General features: G+C 75.1%; 13 protein-coding genes. 9 read left to right on the top strand and 4 right to left on the bottom strand.

The window, feature by feature from the left end; translation table 11 throughout:
• The first annotated feature begins 106 nt into the window (after nucleotides 1-106).
• From ACSP97_RS30725 to ACSP97_RS30685, 9 genes are all read left to right on the top strand, one after another.
• Nucleotides 107-3,292 (top strand): non-ribosomal peptide synthetase, encoded by a 3,186-nt coding sequence (locus ACSP97_RS30725; protein ID WP_440555275.1) that lies wholly within the window; start codon nucleotides 107-109, stop codon nucleotides 3,290-3,292.
• Entirely contained in the window at nucleotides 3,289-6,441 is a 3,153-nt protein-coding gene (locus tag ACSP97_RS30720) for a non-ribosomal peptide synthetase (RefSeq protein ID WP_440555273.1), read from the top strand. The genes ACSP97_RS30725 and ACSP97_RS30720 overlap by 4 nt, the downstream gene beginning before the upstream one ends.
• Before the next feature lie 25 nt (nucleotides 6,442-6,466).
• Nucleotides 6,467-9,463, top strand: coding sequence for a type I polyketide synthase (locus ACSP97_RS30715; protein WP_440555271.1), 2,997 nt, complete (start codon nucleotides 6,467-6,469; stop codon nucleotides 9,461-9,463).
• Nucleotides 9,460-10,608 carry a MupA/Atu3671 family FMN-dependent luciferase-like monooxygenase gene (locus ACSP97_RS30710; RefSeq protein WP_382013212.1) on the top strand — a complete coding sequence of 383 codons (1,149 nt, stop codon included), beginning with the start codon at nucleotides 9,460-9,462 and terminating at the stop codon, nucleotides 10,606-10,608. Before ACSP97_RS30715 ends, ACSP97_RS30710 begins: the two co-directional genes overlap by 4 nt.
• Before the next feature lie 2 nt (nucleotides 10,609-10,610).
• On the top strand, nucleotides 10,611-13,640 hold the full coding sequence (locus ACSP97_RS30705) for a condensation domain-containing protein (RefSeq protein ID WP_440555268.1): 3,030 nt from the start codon (nucleotides 10,611-10,613) through the stop codon (nucleotides 13,638-13,640).
• Nucleotides 13,637-14,941: an MFS transporter gene (locus ACSP97_RS30700; RefSeq protein WP_355153118.1), complete on the top strand. Its 1,305-nt coding sequence runs from the start codon at nucleotides 13,637-13,639 to the stop codon at nucleotides 14,939-14,941. Before ACSP97_RS30705 ends, ACSP97_RS30700 begins: the two co-directional genes overlap by 4 nt.
• Before the next feature lie 99 nt (nucleotides 14,942-15,040).
• Entirely contained in the window at nucleotides 15,041-16,021 is a 981-nt protein-coding gene (locus ACSP97_RS30695; protein ID WP_440555265.1) for an LLM class flavin-dependent oxidoreductase, read from the top strand.
• A gap of 103 nt (nucleotides 16,022-16,124) precedes the next feature.
• Nucleotides 16,125-16,817, top strand: coding sequence for a hypothetical protein (locus ACSP97_RS30690; RefSeq protein WP_388314094.1), 693 nt, complete (start codon nucleotides 16,125-16,127; stop codon nucleotides 16,815-16,817).
• A gap of 331 nt (nucleotides 16,818-17,148) precedes the next feature.
• Nucleotides 17,149-17,922 (top strand): DUF1206 domain-containing protein, encoded by a 774-nt coding sequence (locus ACSP97_RS30685; protein WP_382074245.1) that lies wholly within the window; start codon nucleotides 17,149-17,151, stop codon nucleotides 17,920-17,922.
• A 27-nt stretch (nucleotides 17,923-17,949) separates the two neighbouring features.
• Here the strand turns inward: ACSP97_RS30685 and ACSP97_RS30680 are convergent, their stop codons facing one another.
• The 4 genes from ACSP97_RS30680 to ACSP97_RS30665 form a co-directional block, all read right to left on the bottom strand.
• A complete protein-coding gene (locus tag ACSP97_RS30680) occupies nucleotides 17,950-18,675 on the bottom strand; it encodes a dienelactone hydrolase family protein (protein ID WP_440555263.1) in 726 nt (241 codons plus the stop codon).
• Between the two features lie 136 nt (nucleotides 18,676-18,811).
• Nucleotides 18,812-19,918 carry a terpene synthase family protein gene (locus tag ACSP97_RS30675; protein WP_440555261.1) on the bottom strand — a complete coding sequence of 369 codons (1,107 nt, stop codon included), beginning with the start codon at nucleotides 19,916-19,918 and terminating at the stop codon, nucleotides 18,812-18,814.
• A gap of 74 nt (nucleotides 19,919-19,992) precedes the next feature.
• On the bottom strand, nucleotides 19,993-20,856 hold the full coding sequence (locus ACSP97_RS30670) for an ABC transporter permease (RefSeq protein ID WP_440555259.1): 864 nt from the start codon (nucleotides 20,854-20,856) through the stop codon (nucleotides 19,993-19,995).
• Nucleotides 20,853-21,458, bottom strand: coding sequence for an ABC transporter ATP-binding protein (locus tag ACSP97_RS30665; RefSeq protein WP_358269925.1), 606 nt, complete (start codon nucleotides 21,456-21,458; stop codon nucleotides 20,853-20,855). The genes ACSP97_RS30670 and ACSP97_RS30665 overlap by 4 nt, the downstream gene beginning before the upstream one ends.
• Nucleotides 21,459-21,681 lie beyond the last annotated feature (223 nt).

Genomic DNA, 21,681 nt, shown 5'->3' with positions numbered 1-21,681 from the left:
ACACCCGCGCCCACCGGCCCCGGGCGACCGGTCGGCGTTCCGCGGCGCCGCCCGCGCCGCGGTCCAGCCCGTCACCACCAGGACACGCACCGACTGGAGGCAAGCCGTGATCGACCGCAGTGGCGGGTTCGTGAGGCCGGGCCCGGACGCCGGCGCAATCGACGACGATGACCCGGCGGGCGCCGCCCGGCCGGCCGGGGCCGGCTGGCCGCTCGCGCCCAACCAGGTCGGCGTCCACCTCGCCGACGCCCTGGCCGAACGGCCGGGCATGCACACGGTGGTCGCCGCCTACCGCCTCACCGGCACGTTCGACGGCGAACTGCTCGCGGAGCGCTTCCGGGCCCTCGTGCGCAGACATCCGGCCCTGTCCTCGCGCCTCGTCGACGACGGCCCCTCGCTCGGCATGGCCCGGTCGGACACCGACCCGGATTGGCGCGAGGAGACCCTGCCGCCGTCCGCGGCGGACGACGACGGCGCGGCCCGGCGCCTGGCGGAGTGCCTGCGCCCGATCGACACCCGGCACGGACCGCTGATGCGCGGGGCGCTGCTGCGCCGCCAGGACGGCGACGCCGATCTGGTGCTGACCGCCAGTCACCTCGTCGTCGACGACCAGGCCATGGAGACCGCCGTCGCCGAGGTGCTGACCGGCGACACCACACGGTCCCCGGGCGACTACCCGGGCTGGGCGACGGCCGCGGCCGGGGCCGCCCTGCGCGGGGCCGGCCGGGCGGCGGCCCGCCGCGCCGAGCTGTCCGCCCTCCCGCTCGGCGCCGAACCGGCCTGGGGGTGCGGCGACGAGGAGGCGGGCGACGCCGACGGCGGTCAGCTGCCGTTCACCGTCCCGGACGACGTATGGCGGAAACTGGCCGGCACCGCCCGCACCCTGGGCATCTCCCGCTACTCCGCGCTGACCGCCGCGGTGGGGCTGGTGCTCGCCCGCAACGGCGGCACGGACGCCTCGCTGGTCGGCAGCTTCGTCACCCGTCGGCCGGCCGCGCAGCGGCACACCATCGGCTACTTCAGCAACACCGTCCCCGTTCCGGTGCGCCTCTCGGAGGACGGCACCGTGGCCGGTTTCCTGCGCACCTGCCACCGCCAGTGCCTCGCCGCCTACCGCGACGCGGACCTGCCGCTCTTCGACGTGCTGCCCGCCGGCCACCAGTCCGGCGCCGGCCCGCTGACCGCCGCGGTCGCCCCGCTGTGGACCCCGCCGCCCCTGCGTCTGCCGGGGCTCACCGCGCGACCGCTCCCCCACCCCTTCGCGGGCGCCGCGAAGTTCCCCCTGCTGGTGTACGTCGACATGGCGGCCGAGGGCGCCGCGGAGGGGCTGCTCCAGTTCCGCCACCGGTGGTTCTCGACCGAGCAGGCGGCCCTGTTCACCCGTCAACTCGTCGCCGTTCTGCGCGAGTTCGCCCAGCGGCCGGACGCGCGTCTGGCCTCGGTGACCGTCCTCGACGAAGCGGACCGGCAGCGGGTCCTGGACGCCGGGCTCGGTGCCCCCCTCGCGTCCGAGGAGCTGTCCGTGCCCGCGCTGTTCACCCGGCGCGCCGGGCAGTCGCCCGACCGCATCGCCGTCAACGACGGGCGCACCGCGCTGCGTTACGCCGAGGTCGACGAGCGTTCCGACACGGTGGCCCGCGCGCTGGCGGAGGCAGGGGTGCGGGCCGGGGACCGGGTGGGCGTGCGCATGGAACGCTCCTGCGATCTGATCGTCGCCCTGCTGGGCGTGCTGAAGACCGGAGCGGCGTACGTGCCGCTGGACCCCTCCTACCCGGAGGCACGGCTGGCCCTGGTGATCGGCGACGCGGACGTGCGGGTGGTGGTCGGCGACGCGGACTCCCGCCCGGCGGACCTGCCCGAGCACATCGACTGGCTGCCGGTGCGCACCCGGCCACGGGACCCGGCCCGGCCGCTGCCCGCCGTCGACCCGGACCTGCCCTGCTACGCCATCCACACCTCCGGATCCACCGGCCGGCCCAAGGGCGTGCTGGTGACGCACCGCAACGTCACCTCGCTGCTGAACGCCACGCGCGAGGACTTCGGCCTCGGCCCGGACGACGTGTGGTCGCTGTTCCACTCGTTCGCCTTCGACTTCTCCGCCTGGGAGATCTGGGTCTGTCTGCTCACCGGCGGCCGGCTGGTGGTCGTGCCCCGGGCGGTCTCGCGCAACCCGGAGGAGTTCCACCAGCTGCTGGAGGACGAGGAGGTGACCGTCCTCAGCCAGACGCCGACCGCGTTCGGGCTGCTGCTCGCCACCGACCGGCTGGCGCGGGGCGGTCTGTCGGTGCGCCTGGTGGTGTTCGGCGGCGAACCGCTGGACACGCGCACCCTGGCGCCCTGGTTCGAGCGGTATCCCGGGGTGCGCGTGGAGAACATGTACGGCATCACCGAGACGACCGTGCACAGCACCACCCACACGGTCACCCGTGAGGACACCCGCACCGGCAGCCGGGTGGTCGGCCGTCCGCTGCCCGGCTGGGAGATATACGTCCTGGACGCGCACGGCCGTCCGGTGGCGCCCGGCGTCCCGGGAGAACTCCATGTGGGCGGTGCGGGGGTGGCGCTCGGCTATCTCAACCGTCCCGAGCTGACGGCCGAACGCTTCACCACCGACCGTCACCCGCGGGTGCCGGGCGGACGGCTCTACCGCAGCGGCGACCAGGGCCGGCTGCTGCCCGGCGGGGTGCTGGAACACCTGGGACGGCTGGACGACCAGGTGAAGGTGCGCGGCTTCCGCATCGAACTCGGCGAGGTCCGCGACGTCCTGCTGCGGGACCCGTCGGTCACGTCCGCGGCGGTCGTCGTGCACGGCGCGGGCACCGCCGAGGCCCGTCTGGACGCCTATGTGGTGCTCGCGGACGGCGGGTCCACCGACGGGCTGCTGCGGCGGGCGGCGGCCCGGCTGCCCGAGTACATGGTCCCGCAGACCGTCACCGCGCTCACGGCCCTTCCGGTCACCGCCAACGGCAAGCTCGACAAGGCGCGGCTGCCCGCCCCGGAACCGGACGCGGACGCCCCGGCCGGCCCCGCCGGCTCCCCGGACGCGGCCGGTGACGTCCTCGACCGGGTCGTCGGGGTCTGGCGCGACGTGCTGGACGTGCCCGTCACCCCGGACGACAACTTCTTCGACCTCGGCGGCACCTCCCTGCTCGCGCTGCGGCTCAAGACGGCGCTGCGCGGCGCCGGACTGCCGGAACTGGCCCTCAAGGAGGTCATCCGCCATGCCACCCCGGCGGCCATGGCGGCACTGCTGCGCGGCAGGGCCGGCGCACCCGGGGAGGCCGCCGGATGAGCCGGCCCGACACCCGCCCGGCCACTCCGGGACAGCTGCGGTTCTTCCTGCTGGACCAGCAGGACGGCGGCGCCGCCCGCACCCTCGTCAAGCGGATCACCGCGGAAGGGGCGGCCGATCCCGAGCGGCTGCGGGAGGCGCTGCGCGCGGTGGTCACGGCCCACCCGGCGCTGCGCACCTCGCTGCATCTCGACCCCGAGGGGCTGCGCCGGCGGGTGCACGACCCCGACGCCGTGGACCTGGTGGTGCGGACGACCGCGGACCCGGACGCGCTGGTCGCGGCGGAGTCCGCCGCGCTGGCGGTGCCGTTCGAACACGGCGGCGGCCCGTTGTGCCGGATCAGGGCGCTGGTCGGCCCGCGCCGCACCCACTGTCTGATCGCCGTGCACCACGCGGTCTTCGACGACGACTCCACGGCCCTGCTGCTGTCCGCGCTCACCGGCGCCTACGCCGAACCCGCCGCGGCCGCCCCGGACGCGGACGCACCGGACGACGATCCGGCGCCGCGGACGGACGGGGAAGGGCTGCGCGCCTTCTGGCGGCGGTACCTGGAGGGCTGCCCTCAGCGGACCGAACTGCCCTGGACACGGCCCGCGGCCGGCCCGCGCAAGCGGACCGTCGCCCGGGACCTGCCGGCCGTACTCTGCGACCGGCTGCGGCAGCGCGCGCGGACCACCGGCGCCAGTCCGTTCGCCCAGTTCCTCGCCGCGGTCGGCGCGGTGACGGCCTGGTACCTGGACCGGGACGATGTCGTCCTCGCGGTCCCGGTGAGCGGCCGGGGGGACGGCGGCGACCGGCGCATCGACTGCCTCCAGAACACCGTCCCGGTCCGCGTCGGCCTGGCCGGGGCGGACACCTCGACGGTGGTGGACCGGGCCGTGGACGCCCTGTTCGACGCGCTGGACCACGCCGGACTGCCCTTCGAGGAGATCCTGTCCGCCGTGCGCGCCGTACGGGAGCCCGGCCGCAAGCCGCTCGCCCAGATCCTGTGCACCGAGACGGTCCCGGTGCCGCCGGTCGAGGCGGGCGGGCTGCGCTGGACGGTCGGCGAGACGGACACCGGGGAGGCGGAGTACGACTGCTGCCTGGCCCTGCGCCATCTGCCCGACGGCGGGATACGGCTGGAACTCGTGCACCGCGAGGGCGCGTTGCCGCCGGAGCGGGCCCGCAACACCGTGGACCACGTGGCCCGTCTCCTGGAGCGGCTCACCGAGGACCCGGTGCGCCCGCTCGCCGCGATCGACCTCCTCGGCGCGACGGAGGAGGCCGAACTGGCCGTCCTGGCGGGCGCACCGCTGGACCCCGACCCTCGGCCGGTGCACGAACTCGTCCTGCGCCACGCCCGTACGACCCCCGGGGCCACCGCCGTCACCGACGGGACGCGGGCGCTCTCCTACGCCGACCTGGAGCGGCGGTCGCGGGCGGTGGCCCGCGCGCTCACCGGACGGGGGGTGCGGCCCGGGGACCGGGTGGGCATCTGCCTGCCGCGGGGCACCGACCTGGTGGTGGCCGTGCTCGCCGTCTGGCGGGCGGGCGCGGTGTACGTGCCGCTCGACCCCGAGTACCCGGTGGAGCGGCTGCGGTTCATCGTGGCGGACACCGCCCCGGCCGTCGTCCTGGGCGACCGGGACCTGCCGGCGGCGCTGCGGGACACGCCCGGCGTCCTGCCCCTGGACACGGCCGACGCCGGCGCCGGCACCGCCGTACCGGCGGACGGCGAGGGGGACGGTGCGGCACCGGCGGACCCGGCCGGGCGCGCGTACATCCTGCACACCTCCGGCTCGACCGGCCGGCCCAAGGGCGTCGTCGTGGGACACGCCCGGCTGACCGCGCTCTTCGACGCGTGCGACCGGGCCCTGCCCGGGGCGCCGTCGACGGTCGCGGGCACCAGCCTGTCCTTCGACATCAGCGTCCTGGAACTGCTGTGGCCGCTCACCCGGGGACGCACCGTCCTGGTGACCGGGCACCGGCAGGCGGCCGAGCAGGACGTGCCGGCCGGGGCGCTGTACCAGTGCACGCCCACCATCGCCCGGCTGCTGCTCGCCGACCCGGCGGGCCGCGCCCTGCTGGGCCGGCTGGGCGCCCTGCTGGTGGGCGGCGAGCCCCTCGCCCCCGATCTGGCGGACGAGTTGGCGGCGACCGTCCCGGGACCGGTCGTCAACTGCTACGGCCCCACGGAGACCACCGTGTGGTCCACCACCTGGCGGGTCGTGCGGGGCGCCGCCGTCCGGATCGGGCTGCCGCTGCCGGGCGAGTCCTGCCATGTGCTGGACGGGCTGGGCCGGCGGCTGCCCCCGGGCTGCCCCGGCCGGCTGGTCATCGGCGGCCTGGGGGTCGCCGAGGGGTACTGGCAGCGCCCGGAGCTGACCGCCGAGCGGTTCGTGACGCTCGGCGGGGGCCGCGGGCGCGGCTACGACACCGGGGACCTGGTCGTCCTCGACGCCCCGGAGGGGCTGCGGTTCCTCGGCCGCCGGGACGGACAGTGCAAGATCCTCGGCCAGCGGATCGAGGTGGAGGAGGTGGAGGCCACCCTGCGCGCGGGCGGCGCGCCGGAGGTCGCCGTGGCCCCGAACGCCGACGCCACCCATCTGGTGGCGTTCCTGCCGGACGGCGTCGCGGCGGACGGGCCGCCCGGCCCGGCGGATCCCGGCCCGCTGCGGGAGCTGCGCGCCCACGCCGAGGCCTGGCTCCCCGCGGCCGCGGTCCCCGGTGCGTGGCTGCGCGTGCCCGCGCTGCCGCAGCTGCCCAACGGCAAACTCGACCGCGACACCCTGGCGCGCTGGGCGGCCGAGCGGCGGCCGGCCGCCACCGCCGGGCCGCCCCCGGCGGACGGGTCCACGGCGGCGCGCCTGTGCCAGGTGTGGGAGACGGTCCTCGGCCGTCCCGTCCAGGACCACGACGCGACCTTCTTCGAGCTCGGCGGGACCTCGCACGGGGTGCTGCGGGTGCTGGCGGCGCTGCGCACCGCCCATCCCCGGCTCACGGCGGCCGAGTTGTTCCGCCACACCACCGTGCGCGCCCTCGCGGCACACCTCGACGGTGCCGCCGCGGCCGACGGACCCGCGGCGCGGGGCGCGGCCCGGGGCCGCGACCGCTCCCGCGCCCTCAGCGGCTGGCGCGCCGGCCGGCGGCCCTCATCGACCCTCTAGGTACCAGGAATCGAGGCGGACGCAGATGCACGCACCCGACAACGCGGTGGCGGTGATCGGAGTGGCCCTCCGAGTGCCCGGAGCCGCCGACCCGGACACCTTCTGGGCGGACGTGGTCCGCGGGCACGTGGCACTGCCGGGGGTCCTGGCCGACGGCACCCTCGGCGTCGGCGGGATCGACCGCGTCGACCGGTTCGACGCGGAGCTGTTCGGGATGAGCCCGACCCAGGCCGCGGTGACCGACCCCCAGCAGCGGATCATCACCGAGGTCGCCTGGCAGGCGCTGGAAGACGCGGGCGTCGACACCGAGCGCGACCCGGGCCGGGTGGGGGTCTTCCTCGGCTGCGGCGACAGCGGGTACCGGCACCGCTATGTGGACGCCGACCCCACGCTGGTGCGGGCCGCGGGCCGCCAGCAGATCTCCCTCGGCAACGACAAGGACTACCTGGCGACCTCCCTCGCCTTCCGGCTGGGCCTCACCGGCCCGGCTCTCACCGTGCAGACCGCCTGCTCCACCTCGCTGGTCGCCGTCCACGTGGCCCTGCGCAGCCTGCTCACCTACGAGTGCGACCTCGCGATCGCGGGCGGGGTCACCGTCCAGTTGCCGCCGGGCGCGGGCTACACCTACCAGGAGGGTGACGTGCTCTCCCCCGACGGCCGCTGCCGGCCCTTCACCCGGGGCAGCCGGGGCACCGTGCCCGCCAGCGGTGCCGGGGTGGTGGTGCTGCGCCGGGCCGAGGAGGCCGGACGCGGTGCCCGGGCGGTGCTGCTGGGCAGCGCGGTCAACAACGACGGCGCCGACCGGATGAGCCTCGTCGCGCCCAGTCCCCGGGGCCAGGCGGCGGTGCTGGAGGAGGCGCTGGCGGTGGCCGGGCGCAAACCGGCGGACATCGGCTTCATCGAGACGCACGGCACCGCGACGGAACTCGGCGACCAGGTCGAACTGGCGGCGCTGGCCCAGGCGTACGGCGACGCGGCGGAGCCGTGCGCGCTCGGCGCGGTGAAGGCCGGCATCGGGCACACGGACACCGCGGCGGGCGTGGTCGGTCTGATCAAGGCGGTGCTCGCCGTCCAGCACGGGGTGATCCCGCCGGTTCCCGCGCAGCCCGGGGACGGCCCGGACGCGCCGCTGGGCGCGGACCGCTTCCACCTGCCGCGCGAGGCGATGCCCTGGCCCGGCGGGCGCACCCGGTACGCGGCGGTCAGCTCCTTCGGGCTCGGCGGCACCAACGCCCATGTGATCCTCGCCGAACCGGCGGTCGCCGCGGGGCCGCCGAAGCCGTCCGAGGACCTGCCGGGGCGCGGACTCGCGGTGCTCTCCGCCGCGAGCCCGCAGGCGCTGGAGCGCACCGCGGCCGGGATCGCCACCGCGGTGCGCGAGGGCACCCGGCCGGTGCACGACGTCCTCGGCACGCTCTGGCACGGCCGGCGGCGGCTGCCGTACCGCTGGGCCTGCCCGGTCGAGGCGGCGGACGAGGCGTCGGCGCGCGCCGCGCTGGCGGACGCGCTGGAGTCGGCGTCGGCCGGGGCGAAGGCGGTACCCGAGCCGACGGTGGCCGTGCTCCTGCCGGGCCAGGGGGTGCCCCTGGCCGGTACCGGGCGCGGACTGCTCGCGGCCGACGAGGACTTCGCCCGGGAGTGGGCCGGCACCCGGGCCCTCGTCCGCGCGTGCGGCGGGCCGGACCTGGAGGGCTGCTGGACCTGGCCGGACGACGATCCGCGCTGGCTGCGCACCGATGTCGTGCAGCCGCTGCTGTTCAGCGTGGAGCTCGCCCTGCTGCACGGGCTGCGGCGGCACGGCGTCACCCCGTCGGTCCTCCTCGGGCACAGCGTCGGCGAACTGGTCGCCGCCACCTGGGCCGGCGTGTTCTCCGAGGCGGACGGGGCGCGGGCGGTGGTCGAACGCGGCCGGCTGATGAGCCGTGCCCCGGCCGGTGTGATGGCCGCCGTGCTGACCGGGGAGAACACGGCGCGGGAGCTGGCGGCGGGGCTGCCGGTGGACGTCTGCGCGGTGAACGCGCCGGACACCGTGGTCCTCGGCGGGGCGGCGGAGCACCTGGCCGAGGTGGAGCGCCGCTGCGCCGCCGCGGGGGTGAAGGTGCGCCGGCTGGCCACCGCGCACGCCTTCCACTCCCGGTTCATGGCCGAGGCCGCCGAGGCGTTCACCGACGTGGTGGGGACCCTTGCCCTGCACGCGCCGCGCGAGGTGGTGCTGTCCAACGTCACCGGGGCGCCGCTGGACGCGGCGCAGGCCACCGACCCGGCCTACTGGGGCCGTCAGCTGCGCGCCACCGTCCGCTTCGCCGAGGGGGTGGAGGTGCTGCTCGACGCGGCGCCGCACGTGGTGCTGGAGGCCGGTCCGGGGCGGACGTTCGCCTCGCAGCTGCGGCGCGCCACCCGGGGCGCGGAGCACCGTCCCGTCATCGCCGAACTCCTCGGCGACGGGAAGCGCGACGAGGCGACGGTGCACCTGGCCGCGCTCGGCGCCGCCTGGACGGCGGGCTGCGCGACCGACGACCTGGTCGCCCCGCCGGCCGCCCCGGCCCGGGTCCCGGGCTACGCGTTCGCCGACACCCGCCACTGGCCGGCCGCCGGCCCGGACGGCACACCCGCGCGGGACGCGGCGGGTACGGCCGCGCGGGGTGCCGCCTCACCGGGTGCCCCCGAGGCCGTCGCGGGCCGCTCCGGGCAGGGGGAGCCGGGCGCCGGGGACGCGTCCGAGGGCACGCAGACGCGGTCCCTGCTGGCCGCCCTGTGGCAGGAGTCGTTCGGCGGGCCGGCGATCCGCCCGCAGGACAACTTCTTCGAACTGGGCGGCACATCGCTCCAGGCGGCGCAGCTGATCTCCGTCGTCAACGACCAGCTGCTGGTCGAGGTCCGCCTCCAGGACCTGTACGAGCACTCCACGTTCGGCGACTTCGCGGCGCGGGTGGAGGAGATCCTCGACGAGCGCGACGACGCCGAACTGCTGGCGCTGCTGGCCGAGATCGAGGGGCAGGGCGAAGGGGAGGGACAGGCGTGAGCGACATCGGCGAACGACTCGGACAGCTGACCCCCGAGCAGCGCGCGGCCCTGCGGCTGCGGCTGCGCGAACGCGCCCGGCAGGCCCCGGCCGCCGACACGCCGCCGGACGCGGTCCCGCCGGTCCGGCTCAGCCTCTACTTCTTCCCGCAGGCCCGCGCGCTCGCGGCCCCCGACTACTACGCCATGATGCTGCGGGCCTGCCGGTTCGCCGACGAGCGCGGGTTCCACGCCGCGTGGTTCCCCGAGCGGCACTTCGTGGACTTCGGCGGCTCGCACCCCAACCCGTCCGTCCTCGCCGCCGCGGTGGCGGCCGTGACCCGGCGGCTGCGGCTGCGGGCCGGCAGCGTCGCCGCGCCGCTGCACCACCCGGTCCGCGTCGCCGAGGAGTGGGCGGTGGTGGACAACATCTCCGGCGGCCGGGTGGGCGTCTCCTTCGCGAGCGGCTGGCACCCGGACGACTTCGTGCTGGCCCGGGAGCCGTACGACGAGCGCAAGAAGACGCTGATGCGCACCGTCGAACAGGTGCGGCGGCTGTGGGCGGGCGAGGAACTGTCCTTCCCCGGCACCGCGGGCACCACGTCGCGGGTGCTCACCCAGCCGCGCCCGGTGCAGCCCGAGCTGCCGGTGTGGATCACCGCGGCCGGGCACCCGGAGACCTTCCGGGCCGCGGGCACCGCCGGGTACGGCGTGATGACCGCGCTGCTCGGCCAGACCCTGCCCCAGCTGCGGGAGAACGTGGCCCGGTACCGGGCCGCCTGGCGGGACGCCGGGCACGCCGGACGCGGTGACGTCGTGGTGATGACCCACGCGCACGTCAGCGAGGAGCCCGACATGGAGGACCGGCTGCGGCCCGCACTGCACGACTACCTGTCCTCCTACCGGGCGCAGACCGGCGGCGGCGACGAACCCGTCCTGCTGGAGGCCGCCTTCCAGGACTACCTGGCAGGACCCTCGCTCCTGGGCACGCCGGCCAAGGCCGCCCGGGTGCTGGCCCGGCTCGCCGAGGCGGGCGCCGACGAGGTGGGCTGCCTCGTCGACTTCGGGCTGCCGGCCGAGGACGTGCTGGCCGGCCTGCCCCGGCTGGCCGAGCTGCTGCCGGCCGACCGGTCCACCACCATCGCCGACGCCGACAGGAGCCAGTGACCGTGACTCGACCGCGCACCGTCGCCGACCGGCTGGCCCGGCTGACGCCCGAGCAGCGGGCGGCCCTCCAGCGCCGACTGCGGCACGGGGAGGAGGGCCCGGCCGCCGAGCCGGAACTCACCCGGCGCTCCGGCGACCGCTCCGTCTCCCCGCTGGGCCTGGACCAGGAACGCATCTGGATCCTCGACCAGCTCGATCCCGGCCGGCACACGTACAACATCAGCACCGGGCTGCGGTTCAAGGGCGCCTTCGACGAGGAGGCGTTCCGGGCGGCCGTCACCGCGCTGGTGCGCCGGCACGAACTGCTGCGCTCCCGCGTGGAGGTCCGTGACGGCCTGCCGGTGCTGCGGGTGAGCGAGGAGTTCGCGACGCCGGTCGAATTCTTCGACCTGCGGACCGAACCGGACGCCGTCGAGGAGACCGTGCGGGCGCTGGTGCGGCGGCCGTTCGACCTCGCCGCCGGGGGGCTGCTGCGGGTGGTCGTGGTGCGCGCCGCGGACGACGAGTACCAGGTGATCGAGACGATGCACCACTCGGTGACCGACCAGTGGTCCTTCGTCCGCCTCAACCGCGAACTCCTGGAGCACTACCGCGCGATCCGTGAGAACCGTCCCGCGCGGGTGCCCGAACTCCCCGTGCAGTACGGCGACTTCGCCGTCTGGCAGCGGCGGTTCTTCACCGGTGGACGCCGCCGGGAGCACCGCGACTTCTGGCGCGCCCACCTGGAGGGCGTGCCGGCGCATCTGCCGCTGCCCTACGACGCTCCCCCGGAGGGCCGCGGGCACGAGGGCAAGCACCACTACTTCCGGCTCGACGACGGGCTCAGCGCCGCCTTCCTCGCGATGTGCCGCGCCCGGCGGCTGACCCTGTCCGACGCGCTGCTGGCCGTCTACGTGGGCCTGCTGCACGAGGAGACCGGGTCGCGCGACATCGTCGTCGGCCTGCCGAGCGCGACCCGCGGCCGGCCCGAGACCCACGACCTGATCGGCTTCCTGCTGACCAACGTCCCGCTGCGCGCCAGGCTGCCCGCCGACCCGACGCCGCGGCAGATCCTGCACGCGGTGCGGCAGGCCTCGGCCGCCGTCGCCGACCACCGCGAGGTGCCCTTCAGCGAGATCGTCGACGCGGTGTCGCCCGAGCGCAGCCTCGACCGGTACCCCCTGCTGCAGACCATGCACCTGGTGCTGGACTTCGACGACACCGTGGTCCGGGTGCCCGACGCCGAGGTGCACGGCGTCGAGGTCGAGGACGGCGTGTCGCCGATGGACATCACGGTCGGCTGGTGGCGGGCGGGCGACCGGATGTACGGGCGGTTCGAGTACCGCACCGAGCTGTTCACCGACGCCACCGTCGACCGGCTCGTGGGGCGTCTGCTGGAACTGGTGCGCGTCTTCGTGGAACGGCCGGACGAACCGTTGCGCGCCCGCGCCGCGGCCCCCGCTCCCGCCCCGGCGCGGACGGCCGCGGCGACGCCCGCGGCGCCCGTTGCGGTGGACCCCGGCGAGCTGCGCCGGATCGCGGCGGTCTGGCGGGAGGTGCTGGGCACCGAGCCCGGCCCGGACGACAACTTCTTCGAGTGCGGCGGCACGTCCCTGACCGCGATCCAACTGACCCACGCGCTGCGCCGGGCCGGGTTCGCCCTCACCGCCCGGCAGCTGTTCCGCGCCCCCACCATGCGCGGGCAACTGGCCCTGGTCCGGCCGGAGTCGGTCACCTCCGCAGACGGCGCCGAGCCGGCGGAGGGAGCGGTCAGCCCCGAGCAGGAGGACCTGCTGGAGGGCGGCCTGCCGCACCCGGAACTGTGGGCGCACAGCCTGGTGCTCACCGCCGCCCGGCCGCTGGACGCCGAGTGGCTGACCGTGGTGGTCAAACGGGTGGTGGCCGCCCACCCCGGCCTGTGCTCGGCGTTCCGGCGCACGGACACCGGCTGGCGCACGGACGCCACGGACCGCCGGCTGTGGCGCGTCGAGGCGGCGGGCGCCGACCCGGCCCGGGTGGCGGCCGCCCACCGCGCCGCCTTCGACCTGCGCGAGGGACCGCTGTTCGCGGCCTCCCTGATCCCCGGCGAACCGGACCGGATCGTGCTCACCGCGCATCACCTGGTCGTGGACGGCCTGTCCTGGCAGATCCTGGTGGACGACCTCGACCGGGCCTACCACGGCGCCCGGCCGGCCGCCGAGACCCGGCACCCGTCGGTGTACGCCGCCGCCTGGCGCGACCACGACGTGCGAGGACAACGCGCCTACTGGCGCGACCAGTTGGCGGGCGTCGCGCCGCTGGGCTGCCGCACCGGCGGGCCGGACCGGATCGGCGGCGAGACGGCGCACCGGGTGCGTGCGGCGATACCGCCGGGCGCCGACGCCGCGGATCGGCCGGCCGTGGCGCTGACGGCGGTCGCCCGGGCCACCCGGCCCTGGTTCGGCGGCCGGGACGTCGTCCTCGATCTCATCGCCCCCGGGCGGGAGTTGCCGCTCGCGGACGGCTGGGACCCGGCCCGCGCCGTGGGCTTCTACGCCACCAGCCACCCGCTCCGCCTCCCCTTCGCCGACGACCCCTTCCGCCACCTGCGGCAGGTCGGCCGCGCCCTGGACGCCGTACCGGACGGCGGCAAGGGCTATCAGGCGCTGCGCTGGTCCGCCGATCCCGAGGTGCGCCGCGAGGCCGCCGGCTGGGGACGGGCGGAGCTGTCCTTCAACTACCTGGGTACGCTGCTCGCGGGCGCGGAGAACGGGTCGCTGTTCACCGTCGGCGAGCAGATCGGGCCATCGGGGAACGACGACGCCACGCGCTACCACGCCGTCGCCGTCCTCTTCGAAACGGACGGCGAGGAAGCGGTGTTCACCTGGAAGTTCGACCCGGACGCCGTCGACGGGGCGGCCGTGCGGGCCGCGGCGGCCGGTGCCGCCGAGGAGTTCACCCGGCTGACCCGGCAGCGCGGCGCCCAACCGCCCTCGACGGCGGGCATGCCGCTGCACGAGGTGAACCGCATGCTCGCCGAACTGACCCGAGAGAAGAAGAGCCCCTCCGCATGACATCGACGACCACCCGTGACAGGCGCCCGCTCACCGCGCTGGTGACGGCGAACTACCTGTCCTGGATCGGCAACACCATGACCTTGGTCGCGGTGCCGCTCTACGTGCTGCAGATCTCGTCCAGCGCCACCGAGGCGGGCGCGGCGGGGTTCGCCAACGCGCTGCCCATGATCGTGGCCGGTCTCGCCGGGGGCGTGATCGCCGACCGGGTCGGCCCGAAGCGCACCAGTGTGGTCGCCGACCTGGCCGCCGGGGCGTGCATGGCCGCGGTGCCGCTGCTGCACGGCACGGTCGGTCTGGCCCTGCCGGCCCTGATGGCGCTGCTGTTCCTGCGCACCCTCGCCGACGCGCCGGGCGCCGCGGCCCGGCTGGCGCTGCTGCCCCGGGTGACCGCCCGCGGGCAGGTGCGCTCGGAGACCGCCAACTCGCTGTTCGCCTCGGCGCAGCGGGTGGCGTTCGTGATCGGCCCGCCGCTCGCCGCGCTGATGGCGGGCCTGACCGGCCCGACCGCCGTGCTCTATGTGGACGCGGGCACGTTCCTCGCGTCGGCCCTGCTGATCATGGCGGTGCCCGGCGGGGAGCCGGCCTCGCGGGCCCGGCAGGCGGGGCCGGGCGACGCAGCGGAGCCCGCCGGGGACCGTCCGGGCCTGCTGCGGGAGGTCACCGAGGGCGCGCGCTACATCCTGCGCACCCCGGTGCTCGCGGCCATCATCAGCGTGGTGGTGTGCACCAACTTCCTGGACGACGCGCTGACCCCGGTGGTGCTGCCGGTCTACAGCCGTGAACTGCTGGGCGGCGAGCGGGCGGTGGGTCTGCTGCTGGCGGCCAACGGCATCGGCGCGGTCGTCGGGTCGTTCGCCTACGCCCCGGCGAGCCGCAGGCTGCTGGCCAACCGGTGGGCCACCTTCGTGGGCTGCTTCGCACTGATCTGCGCCGCCCGGCTGGCCATGGTCGCCGAACCCGGGCTGTGGCTCATGCTGGCGATCACCTTCGCCATCGGACTGGCCAGCGGACCGGTCAACCCCCTGGTCACCGGTGTGGTGGAGCGCTCCACCCCGCCGGAGGCGCTGGGCCGGGTCTGGGGCGCGGTGATGGCCATGGCCTTCGCCGCCGCGCCGGTCGGCATCTTCGCCACCGGCTGGCTCGCCCAGAACATCGGCCTGCGCCCCACCCTGGGACTGTTCGGCGGTCTGTACGTGCTGCTCATCTGCTACGTGGTCAGGAACCGGCCGCTGCGCGGCCTCGCCGGGCCCGAGGAGACGCGGGCACCGGTCTCCGAAGACGCGGCGACGGCGGGCTGACATCGGCCCGAGCCGGGCGGAACGGTTTCGCCACACGCGCAACGACCACCGCTCGGCCTCGCCCGGCACGATCCAAGCGAGAGGCCCTAGTCTCCTGACATGCAGTCACCGATCGTTTCCGTACAAGCCCAGCCGCGAGACGCCGCCTCCTGGACCGCGCTGGCCCGGCGCGCGGAGGCAGGGGGGTACGACGCGCTGCTCGCGGGCGACCACCCGGGCACCGCCGCCTCCCCGTTCGTCGCGCTGGCCGCCGCGGCGGCGGTCACCGAGCGGCTCGGCGTGGGCTCCTACGTCTCCCACGCGGGGGTCCGCGAGCCGCTGCTGCTGGCGTCGGACGTCGCGACCCTGGACCTCGTCTCCGGCGGACGCGCGCGCCTGGCCCTGGGCGCGGGCCACACCCCGGCCGAGTGGGAGATGCTGGGCGGGCGGCGGCCCGACGTGGCGGCGCGCGTCCGGCGCTTCCAGGCCGTCGCCGAGGCCTGCCGCGCGCTCCTCGCGGGCGAGACGGTCACCCTCGACGGCCCCGAGGCGCGGGCCCGCGAGGCCCGGCTCACCAGGCCCCGCCCGGTCCAGGGCGATGTGCCGTTCACCTTCGGGGGCGGCAACACCGCGCTGCTGCGCTGGGCGGGGGCGCACGCGGACGTGGTGGGCCTGAGCGGGCTGGGCCGCACCCTGCCCGACGGCCACACGCACGAGGCGCGCTGGAAGGCGGAGGACATCGACCGCCAGATCGACCTGATCGAACAGGGCGCCGCCGGCCGGTCCACCGCCCCGGCCCGCGAAGCCCTGGTGCAGATGGTGGAGATCACCGACGACGCCGAGGCCGCGGCCCACCGCATCGCCGGGCAGCTGAACTGCTCCCCGGCCGACGTGCTCGCCTCCCCCTACGCGTGGGTCGGCACGGCCCGGGAGATCACGGCCGCGCTGGACGGGCACCGGCGCCGCTGGGGGATCACCCGTTACGTCGTCCGCGAGTCGCACCTGGACGCGGTGGACCGCCTGCGCGCCCACTTCCCGGACGGCGGCGGCGCGGCTGTTACCGAACGCGGACAGAAGGCGATGAACAACTCGCGGGCGTAGGTCATCTGACGGGGTGCAGGAACACAGCAGGGGCGGCCGGCCGGCCCGCGCGAGCGGGCGGCCGGGGACCACGCCTCTTGACACTCCGTGGGGGATTTGGATCATGACCACTCGCCGTACCTTCCGCTCCGCCGGCCTGGTGGCCGTCGCCGCCGCCGCTGCACTTTCGCTGGCCGCCTGCCAGAGCGGCGGCAAGAGCGCCGCGTCCGGCCCGGAGCGGCAGGCCGCCGCCGCCTCCGGCACCACCGGCGGCGGCTCCACGCCCGTCGGCTCCTCGACCATCGCCGCGGACAAGACCGCGGACAAGACCGCGACCGGCGTACGGACCGGGGCGGACGCCGCGCACCGCGGCGGCACACCGGCCACGACGGCCAAAACCGCGTCCCAGGCCCGCACCCAGACGCTGCCCGACGGCAGCACGGCCGAGATCCGCCGGCTCGGCGACCAGCACTACCTCGCCAGGATCGTGCACGGCGGTTCGGTGCTGGCCACGCTGGAAACGAACGGCGCGGACGCCGGGCTGGACGCCAACGACATGTTCATCGTGCTCACGCTGGGCGGCCAACTGCACGCCTGGATGGGCGGCGGCCACCAGGGACCGGGCACCTTCGAACTCGCGGGCGGCTGGAAGGCCAAGGTCACGAAGACCGGCGAACTGCGCTACCGCGCGCAGATCCTCGGCAACGACGGCGCGGTGGACGCCACGCTCCAGACCAACCAGCACGACGTCGGGCTCGACGCCAACGGCGTGTACATCGTGCTCAGCGCCGGCGGGGTGATCAGCGCCCACGAGTGACCGGAGCGCCCGGCCGGTGGGCGACCGCTCGACCGGTCGGGCGCCGTGCCGTCAGCCGCGAGGTCCGCACACGGCCCCGCCCCGGCCGTCGCGATCGCACCGGTACTCACCCGGACCTCGGTGCCGGTGCGCCCGATCCCCGCGCCGTACAGCGCCGGCGCCGCGCTCGCCGCGGCCCGCGACGGCGGGGACCGGCTCCGGGACACCGCCGGCCGCCCGCGACGCGCCGAGGTGTCGAAAGGAGTCCCCGGGGCATCGGCGGAGTATGGATGCACAGTCATGGGCCTTGAGGGGGCGCAGCCGGGCGCGCGGCGCCGCGGACGGTACGGCGATGGCCGTGGCGGCTCGCTCCGGCTTCGTCGCCCGCGGGCTCATCTACGTTCTCGTCGGCGTCCTCGCGCTGCGGATCGCGCTGGCCGACGACCACCGGCAGGCCGACCGGGGCGGGGCGCTGGAGGAGTTGGCCGGGCGGCCGTTCGGGGCGGCGATGCTCTGGGTCGTCGGGGCGGCGCTCGCCGGCATGGGGCTGTGGCGGCTGTCGGAGGCGGTGTTCGGCGGGCCCGGACCGCGCGGTGACAAGCCGTCGAAGCGGATCGCCGCGGCGGCGCGGTGCGTCTTCTACGGCTTCGTGTCCTTCTCCGTGCTGTCCTACGCGGTGGGCCGCCGGGGCAGCGGCAGCGGCTCCTCCGACCGGGGCACCCGGGACGTCACCGCCATGGTCCTGGGCAGACCGGGCGGCCAGTGGCTCGTGGGCCTCGCCGGTGCCGCCGTGGTGGTGGCCGGTCTGTGGATGGCGGTGCGGGCAGTGCGCAAGAAGTTCCGCAAGGACCTGCGGACCGACGCCATGTCGCGCGAGGCCGAGCGGTTCACGGACTTCTTCGGCGTGGTCGGCGGCGCGGCGCGCGGTGTCGTCTTCGCGGTGGCGGGCGTGTTCGCCGTCGTGGCCGCCGTCCGGCACCGGCCGGGCGAGGCGAAGGGCATGGACGACACGCTGCGCGCCTTCCGCGATCTGCCGGCCGGCCCCTGGCTGCTCGCCCTCATCGCGCTCGGCCTCACCGCGTTCGGCGTCTTCTCGTGGTGCGGCGCACGCTGGCGCCGGCTGTGACCCGCGTCCAGGGGGAACGGAACGCGATCACCGCGTGACGGGCAGGCACTCGGCGAGCAGGTCGACGACGTCACGCCAGGCGCGCCGCGCGTGCCGTGGGTGGTGGCCGACGCCGGGGCGCACGGTGTGGTCGACGGCTGGGTGATGGAAGGCGTGCAAGGCGCCGCCGTAGACCGTGAGGCGCCAGTCGACGCCCGCGGCCTGCATCTCGGCCATGAACGCGTCCCGTTGAGCGGCCGACATGATCGGGTCCTCAGACCCGACCCCGGCCCACACCGGGCAGCGGATGCGGGCCGCCTCGCCTGGTCGGCCGGTGGTCAGCGCGTTGACCGTGCCGATCGCGCGCAGGTCGGCGCCGTCGCGCCCGAGTTCCAGCGCGATCGCGCCCCCGGTGCCGTAGCCGACGGCGGCGATCCGGTCCGGGTCGGTCCGCGGCTCGGCGCGGAGCACGTCGAGCGCCGCGTGACCGATGCCTCGCATCCGGTCGGGGTCGGCGAGCAGCGGCATGCAGCGGGCCAGCATCTCCTCGGGGTCGCCCAGATAGCGGCCGCCGTGGAGGTCGAAGGCCAGCGCCACGTATCCCAGTTCGGCGAGCGCCTCGGCCCGGCGGCGCTCGACGTCGCTGAGCCCCACCCCCTCGGGCCCGACCAGGACCGCGGGCCGGCGATCGGCACCGGCCGGCAGCGCGAGATGCCCGACCATCGTCAGGCCGTCGGCCGCGTATGCGATCGTGCGCGTGGTGACCGTCGTCATGAGTCTGGACTGTAGTGATCGTCGAGCCCGGCCAGGCCGGTGTTCCGCCGCCGGCGGAAAGCGGTTCACGGGCGTGGCACACCGGAGGCTGGTGGCTTGTCTCGCATCCGTCATGGCCGACTGGGTCAGCGGTTCCTCAGCAGTGGTCCCACCACCAGGAGATGCTCGGGTAGGGCAGGGGGCTGGTGTCGCTGGTCGACAGTGAGGGTGCCCAGCACTCGGGTGTCCTGATGACGTCTTCCGGGGCCATGCGTTGTGCGGGTGGCGGGTTGTAGCGCCGCGCGCACCGGGTGACTTCGGTGTTGGCGATGATCAACTGGCCGAGTCGGTCGATGAGGTACCGCAGGGGCGTCTCGGCTGTGGGCAGCAAGCGCTCGCGCAGACGGAGGAAGAGAAGCATCAGGCGGTCGCGCGTCTCGATCGCCGCGGTGACGGCCTGGTCGAAGGAGAGTCCGCGGGTCGCTTCCAGGATTCCCACGAAGTTCGGAGACGTCTGGCCTTCTGCCTTTTCCTTGTGGTAGGAGACGACATCGTTCTCCACTCCGACAAGCAGCACCGCGCACCCGATCAGCGCCCGGACCGCCGGTGCGTTCCAGACCTCGTCCGGGATGGGGGCGGGGCCGCACATTTCGATCATCGAGGCGTACGTGTAACCGCCGACGTCGTGAATGCGCAGGGCGAGATATTCGTCCTCGTCGGGTTCGTCCATGTGAATCTTGTGCACGCCGCTGGCGAGGATGCACCTGAGTCCGGTGCTCACGCGGGCCACTTGTGTGGGTGTGCACTGCGCGCGCATTTGCTCCATCACGTCATGGATCGCCGCGACGAGGGGAAGCGCGTCCTTCGGTAAGCGGTATCCCGGAGACTCCATCACATGCGTGATCTGGCTCACGAGACGGATGACTTCGCTGGACCGGCTGCGGGCGTCCGGGTGATCGAGCACCTCATCGTCGATGGCGAACGACCACTCCAGCAGGCAGCCGACGGCGTAAAGCACTGCCTTGCCGGTTTCTGGGGTGGAGAACCTCCCAAGGCACCAACCCATGGCAATTCCGGGGAATTCGGAGTCGGGATCGGTGACCGGTTCGGTCCATCCGTAAGACTCCTTCCACACTTGGGCCCGGGCCGCGACGTCCCTGGGGACGTGGGAGGGTTCCGGCATCGGCAAGGGGTAGTGGAAGCGCGGCCGTTGACCCTTCCGGGCTGGGATCGCCTTCTGGTCCACACCTGATGTGCTGCTCATGCGTACTCCTTCGTCGGTGCCGTGAGGGCGAGGGCCTGGCCGCCCGAATCGGGTGAGTGCGGAGCGGATATCGGTTACAGGGCGTTCGGTTTGCGGCCGGCAGTTGGTGCTCGTCGGGCCCCGAGGGGCGCGGCGTCGCGTGGGCGCGCGGCCACGGACCGGTCGGGACGGCTTGGTCGGGGCAGGGCGTTGCGGGTGCGGTGGTGGAAGGCCAGGAGGCCCAGGAGTGCGGTGGCGGCGAACCAGAGCAGCTGCAGCGCGAGGTATGCGGGTGCGGAGCTGGTGGAGAACCCTGCCGCGGTGGCGGCTTGGACGGAGCCGTAGGTGGGCAGCAAGCGTGTCAGCGGGTTGTCGGCACCGGAGCTGACCATGGGGTTCTGCAGGGCGACGTCGATGACGCTGGTCATCACCAGGGCGAACATGCCCTCGACGTCGCGGCGCAGCAGGGAGCCGAAGACCACGCCCATGGCGCCGTAGGTCAGCGCCGCGCAGAACAGGGCGGCGGCGAGCAGGCAGGGCTGTTTCGGTGTCCAGGCGATGCACATGGCCGCGGTGGCGTAGGCGGCCAGGAGCACGGAAGCCAGGATCATGGAGGCGGCCTTCGCCAGGACGAGATGGGTACGGGGGTAACCGGCCATGGCCAGGCGCCGGTCGAAGCGCCCGCCGGTGAAGGTCGCGGCGAACATCATGAACCCGGTGACCAGGGTGACGGCGTTGAGGGCACCGGTGATCTGCGTCAGCTCGTTGCCGGCAGGCGCCAGCCTCTCCCCGGTGGAGGCCAGGTGGAACGGGGCCGCTACGCGGGGGATGGTGAGGTAGACCAGGCTGACCCAGGCGGGAATGAAGAAGACGACCAGCAGCATGGCGAACCGGTTGCGGGCGTGCGCGATCAGGTCGTAACGGGTGGCGGTGGTGAACAGGTTCAGGTGTGTCCTCATGCCGCCGCGGCCGTCTCCCGGCGCAGCGCGCCCGCCTCCAGGCGCCACAGCTCGTCGAGGCGTTCGGTGTCGTAGGCCAGATGGGAGACCACCAGGACGGAGCGGCCGGCGTCGCGCAGTCGGGCGGCCAGTTCCCAGAACCGCTGGTAGGTGTCCCAGTCGAAACCCTGGTACGGCTCGTCCAGCAGCAGAACCTGCGGGTCGTGCATGAGCGCGAGCGTGAGGTTCAGCTTCTGCCGGGTCCCGCCGCTGAGCACCCCGGCCCGCACATCGGCGTACTGGGAGAACTGCAGAGCCTCCATGACCCTCTCGGCATGACGCAGATCGTCGAGCGCGAAGGCCGTCCGGAAGAACTCCAGGTGCTGCCGGACGGTCAGGGCGTCGTTGAGGACCACATCCTGCGGACAGTAGCCAAAACGCCCCCGGTGACGCACCACGCCACGATCCGCACGCAGTTCACCGGCGAGGATCTTCAACAGGGTCGTCTTGCCCGCGCCGTTCTCGCCGACGATCCCGGCGAGCACACCAGCCCCGAGGTCCACGTCGACACCCCGCAGGACCACCCGCCGACGGTAGGCGTGATGCACCCCCCTCACCTCCACCGCGCCGCCCCCAGCCCATCCGGTAAGTACTGTCGCCATGTCATCTGGAAATTTGATGACACGGACACGGCCAGGCCCACAGCCTCATCGTCAAACCGCTCGAAACGGTGAAACAGACGCACCACGCGCCCTACCCCCACACCCACCGTGCCGCCGACCGCGACCCGGGCCGGACGGCCCCGCGGCGGGCCGGGTGCGGCGCTCGGGGCGCCAGGTGGCTCCG

Origin of the sequence: Streptomyces sp. SCPE 10, from assembly GCF_051980735.1 — a bacterium.
GTDB lineage: Bacteria > Actinomycetota > Actinomycetes > Streptomycetales > Streptomycetaceae > Streptomyces > Streptomyces misionensis.
The sequence above is the reverse complement of the archived record's forward strand: the minus strand, read 5'-3'. Positions and strand labels throughout refer to the sequence as shown.

Excerpts from the sequence above, each read along its gene's own strand:
- ACSP97_RS30680 (WP_440555263.1), bottom strand. The coding sequence starts at position 18,675 with ATGACGACGGTCACCACGCGCACGATCGCATACGCGGCCGACGGCCTG.
- ACSP97_RS30675 (WP_440555261.1), bottom strand. The coding sequence starts at position 19,918 with ATGAGCAGCACATCAGGTGTGGACCAGAAGGCGATCCCAGCCCGGAAG.
- ACSP97_RS30715 (WP_440555271.1), top strand. The coding sequence starts at position 6,467 with ATGCACGCACCCGACAACGCGGTGGCGGTGATCGGAGTGGCCCTCCGA.
- ACSP97_RS30720 (WP_440555273.1), top strand. The coding sequence starts at position 3,289 with ATGAGCCGGCCCGACACCCGCCCGGCCACTCCGGGACAGCTGCGGTTC.
- ACSP97_RS30685 (WP_382074245.1), top strand. The coding sequence starts at position 17,149 with ATGGCCGTGGCGGCTCGCTCCGGCTTCGTCGCCCGCGGGCTCATCTAC.
- ACSP97_RS30695 (WP_440555265.1), top strand. The coding sequence starts at position 15,041 with ATGCAGTCACCGATCGTTTCCGTACAAGCCCAGCCGCGAGACGCCGCC.
- ACSP97_RS30670 (WP_440555259.1), bottom strand. The coding sequence starts at position 20,856 with ATGAGGACACACCTGAACCTGTTCACCACCGCCACCCGTTACGACCTG.
- ACSP97_RS30690 (WP_388314094.1), top strand. The coding sequence starts at position 16,125 with ATGACCACTCGCCGTACCTTCCGCTCCGCCGGCCTGGTGGCCGTCGCC.
- ACSP97_RS30700 (WP_355153118.1), top strand. The coding sequence starts at position 13,637 with ATGACATCGACGACCACCCGTGACAGGCGCCCGCTCACCGCGCTGGTG.